The 4,540-nt window shown below is 70.5% G+C and carries 2 protein-coding genes; both read left to right on the top strand.

Features of this window, described 5'->3' with window-relative positions; translation table 11 throughout:
• The first annotated feature begins 91 nt into the window (after positions 1–91).
• Positions 92–2,866 (top strand): type I polyketide synthase, encoded by a 2,775-nt coding sequence (locus tag STBA_RS38050; protein ID WP_253195062.1) that lies wholly within the window; start codon positions 92–94, stop codon positions 2,864–2,866.
• Positions 2,867–2,897: 31 nt separating this feature from the next.
• On the top strand, positions 2,898–4,540 hold a 1,643-nt coding region (locus tag STBA_RS28155; RefSeq protein WP_171987804.1), incomplete at its 3' end, for a beta-ketoacyl synthase N-terminal-like domain-containing protein.

Here is a 4,540-nt window from a genome sequence, read left to right as displayed (position 1 = left end):
CCAGACAACAAAAACTGTTGTCAAAGCCGCCAAGTCCGCGACCCATCCGCTTCTCACGGCAGCCATCACGCTTCCCGGCGGGGAAGGCGCTGTGTTCACCGGCCAGGTCTCGTTCAAGGACCAGCCGTGGCTGAGTGATCACCTCGTCCACGGTACGGCCGTGCTGCCCGGCGTCGCCTTCGTCGACCTCCTCCTCCACGCGGGCGGCCATGTCGGTTGCCGACAGCTCGAAGAGCTGACGCACCACGCCTTCCTGGCCGTGCCGGAACAAGGTGCCCGTCAGCTCCGTATCACCGTGGGCGCCGCGGACGAGGCCGGACGGCGGCCGTTCTCCGTGTACTCGTCACCGACGAGTGAAGCGGGCGAGGAGACGGCCGAGTGGACCCGCCATGCCAGCGGATTCCTCACCGACGCCGCGCCGGAGACGGAGCCGTACGACCTGACGGCGTGGCCGCCCGTGGGAGGGGAGCCCGTCGATGTCGAGGAGTTCTACCGCGGGTTCGTCGAGCGCGGATACGAGTACGGGCCGCTGTTCCGGGGCTTCCGCGCGGGCTGGCGGGTCGGCGACGCCATCTACGCCGAGATCGCGCTACCGGACGGCACGGACCCCGAGGCATACGGGGTTCACCCCGCCCTCCTGGATTCGGCTCTGCACCCGCTGATGCTCTGGTACGGCTCGGGCCCCGTGCGACTCCCCTTCTCCTGGAGTGGTGCCGCACTGCACGCTGTCGGACCGTCCCGGTTGCGGGTGCGGCTGACCCGCTCGGACCGGGATGTGCTGTCGCTGTCGGTGGCCGACCCCACAGGCGCTCCCGTCGTCACCATCACCGGGCTCGCCATGCGCGAGGTGGCGCCGGAGCACCTCACCGCTGCCCGCGCCCGGCAAAGCGACGACCTGTACGAGCTGAGCTGGGTCTCCGTCCCCGCACCCGAGCCTCAGGACACCGGCCGGTGGGCAGGACTCGGCGTGCCCGACGTGACCGCCGCCCTGCGCGAGGCCGGGGTCGACGCCGTGGATCACCCGGCCCACGCCACTCCAGGTGAGACGAGCGCAGCGGGGGCCGCCGCGCCACGAGTCGTGATGGCCGGTCCCGTGCTGTCCGATGACGGTGACCTGGTGGCGGATGCGCATACCGCAGCCACCGAACTGTTGACGCTGGTGCAGAACTTCCTCGCCGACGGCGCCCTCACGGAGGCCCGGCTGCTGGTGCTGACCCGAGGCGCGGTTGCCGCGGAGGACGGCGAGCAGGTGCCGGACCCTGCCGCGGCCACGGCCTGGGGCCTGATCCGAACGGCGGAGTCGGAGCATCCCGGCCGGTTCGTGCTCATCGATGTCGACGGGTCGGACGCCTCCTACCGTGCACTCCCGGCGGCACTCGCGACAGGAGAGCCCCAACTCGCGGTCCGCGCCGGTGAGCTGCGCGTTCCCCGGCTGGTGCGCGCGGCTCTGCACGCGCCGGAGGAGAGCGGCAGCGGGCACGCCGACGGCACGAACGCCGGGCTCGACCCCGACGGGACCGTGCTCATCACGGGTGGCACCGGCACCCTGGGCGGGCTGGTCGCCCGGCGCCTGGTGGAGCGGCACGGAACGCGGCACCTGCTGCTTGCCAGCCGGCGCGGCGCGGACGCGGACGGTGCCATTGAACTGGCCGCCGACCTGAAGGAACTCGGCGCTGACGTCACCATCGCGGTCTGTGACACCACGGACGCCGAGTCCGTATCCGGCCTCCTGAAGTCGATCCCCGACGAGCATCCGCTGACGGGGGTCTTCCACACGGCAGGAGTGCTGGACGACACCACAGTCTCCTCGCTGACGCCGGAACGGCTGTCAGCAGTGCTGCGGCCCAAGGTCGACGCCGCCTCTCACTTGCACACGCTGACACAGGAACGGGACCTGGCAGCGTTCGTCCTCTTCTCCTCCGTGGCCGGAATCGTGGGCAACGCCGGGCAGGCCAACTATGCGGCGGCGAACACCTTCCTCGACGCGCTCGCCTGCCACCGCCGGGCGCAGGGACTGCCGGCTCTCTCGCTGGCATGGGGCTTGTGGCAGCAGACCAGCGGGATCACGGCGGCCCTCGACCCGGTCGGGCGTGCGCGGCTCGGCCGCGGAGGCATCGCCGCGCTGCCGACGGCACAGGCGCTCGATCTGCTCGACCTCGCGCTCGGCTCGGGTCAATCGGAACAACCGGCTCAAGGGGTCCTGGTGCCCGCCAGGCTCGATCTCGCACGGCTGGGCGACGGTGGCGCCCCGGTTCCCGCGGTCCTGCACAGGCTGGTCCGTCCCCGTTCCCGTACCCGGCAAGCCGCCCAGAGCGGCGGCGCGTCCCCGGACTCGCTGCGGCAGCGGCTCGCATCCGGCGACGAGGCCAAGCAGCTGGAGATACTTCTTTCCTACCTTCGCGGCCAGGTCGCCGCCATCCTCGGCCACGGCTCGCCGGACGCCATCGACGCCGACCGCGGGTTCCTTGAGATGGGACTCGACTCACTCACCTCTGTCGAGTTCCGTAACAGTCTCAACGAAGCCACCGGCCTCAGGCTGCCGCCCACCACGCTGTTCGATTACCCGACACCGACGCAGCTGGCGTCCATGCTGCGTTCCTCGCTGGCTCCCGAGCCAGCGCCCGCCGGACTTCCGCAGGCGCTGGCCGCCGAGTTGGACCGGTTGGAGAGCAATCTGGCCACCGTCGGCCCGGACGTCCGGGCCACGCTCACCACCCGCATCCAGGGGCTCCTGTCGAAGCTGAACAGCGCGGAAGGCGTTGAAGGCGTTGAAGGCGAGCAGGGGCAGGGATCGGCCGTGAAGATCGACGCCGCAACGGACGACGAGATCTTCGACTTCATCGACAACGAGCTCGGGCTCTCATAACTCGGCAACCGAGGAAGGGCGTCGTCCTGATATGAACGAGGACAAGCTTCGCGACTACCTGAGGCGCGTGACCGCTGACCTCCAGCGGACCCGGCAGCGGCTCGCCGAAGTCGAGTCGCGGGATCACGAGCCGATCGCAGTCGTAGGCATGGCCTGCCGCTTCCCCGGTGGAGCCACGACGCCCGGGAAACTCTGGGAGCTGGTCGCGGAGGGGCATGACGCGGTTGGGGCGTTCCCGCAAGACCGGGGCTGGGACCTCGACAACCTCTTCGATCCCGACCCCGACACCCCGGGGAAGAGCTACGCCCGCGAAGGCGGATTCCTCTACGACGCCGCCGAGTTCGACCCCGAGTTCTTCGGCATCAGCCCCCGCGAAGCCCTCGCTCTCGACCCGCAGCAGCGCCTCCTCCTCGAAACCACCTGGGAAAGCATTGAAAGCGCGGGCCTGTCCCCGGGCGAGCTGCGCGGTAGCCGCACCGGGGTGTTCAGCGGAGTGTCGGGGCACGAGTACGCCTCGCTCATTCACCAGGGCGCGGATGACGTCGAGGGCTATCTGCTGACCGGCAACACCCTCAGTGTCGCCTCGGGGCGGGTCGCGTACACGCTGGGGCTCGAAGGCCCGGCGGTGACGGTCGACACCGCCTGCTCCTCGTCGTTGGTCGCCCTGCACATGGCCTGCCAGTCGCTGCGGAACGGCGAGTCCACCATGGCGCTGGCCGGTGGCGCCGCGGTGATGGCGACGCCGGGGATGTTCGTGGAGTTCAGCCGCCAGCGTGGGTTGGCTCCCGATGGCCGGTGCAAGTCGTTCTCTGCGGCGGCTGATGGCGTGGCGTGGGCCGAGGGCGCGGGCATGGTCCTGCTGGAACGGCTCTCCGACGCCCAGGCCAACGGGCACACGGTCCTGGCCGTCATCCGCGGCACCGCCGTCAACCAGGACGGCAAGAGCAGTCAACTGACCGCGCCCAACGGGCCTTCTCAGCAGCGTGTCATCAACGCGGCGCTCGCCAACGCGCGCCTGACCGCCGACCAGATCGACGCGGTCGAGGCGCATGGCACCGGCACCGCCCTGGGTGATCCGGTCGAGGCCCAGGCCCTGCTGGCCACCTACGGGCAGCACCGGCCCGAGGACCAGCCCCTGTGGCTGGGATCGCTGAAGTCCAACATCGGGCATGCCCAGGCCGCGGCAGGCATCGGCGGGGTCATCAAAATGATCCAGGCCATGCGCCACGCCACCCTCCCCCGCACCCTCCACGCCGACGAGCCCAGCCCGCACATCGACTGGGACAGCGGCAACGTCCAGCTCCTCACCCAGCCCAGGCCCTGGCCGAGCACCAGCGACCGCCCCCGCCGCGCCGCCATCTCCTCCTTCGGCATCAGCGGCACCAACAGCCACCTCATCCTCGAACAGGCCCCACCCACCCAAGAACAAGAAGTAGCGGCTCCTCAGGAGACGCTCGTCCCCTGGGTGATCTCCGCCAGGAACGAACCCGCCCTGCGCGAACAAGCCCGGCAACTCCGCACCCACCTGGAACTGCATCCCGCTCTCAGCACCGCGGGCATCGCCCACGCCCTGGCCACGCGCACCCTCTTCGACCACCGCGCCGTCATCATCGCCCACCAGGCCGAGGACATCGACCGCGCCCTGCACGCCCTCACCGAAGACCAGCCCTCACC

Origin of the sequence: Streptomyces sp. MP131-18 (assembly GCF_001984575.1) — a bacterium.
Taxonomy (GTDB): Bacteria; Actinomycetota; Actinomycetes; order Streptomycetales; family Streptomycetaceae; genus Streptomyces; species Streptomyces johnsoniae.
Note: the sequence above shows the minus strand (reverse complement) of the source record. Positions and strands in the feature narration are given on the sequence as shown.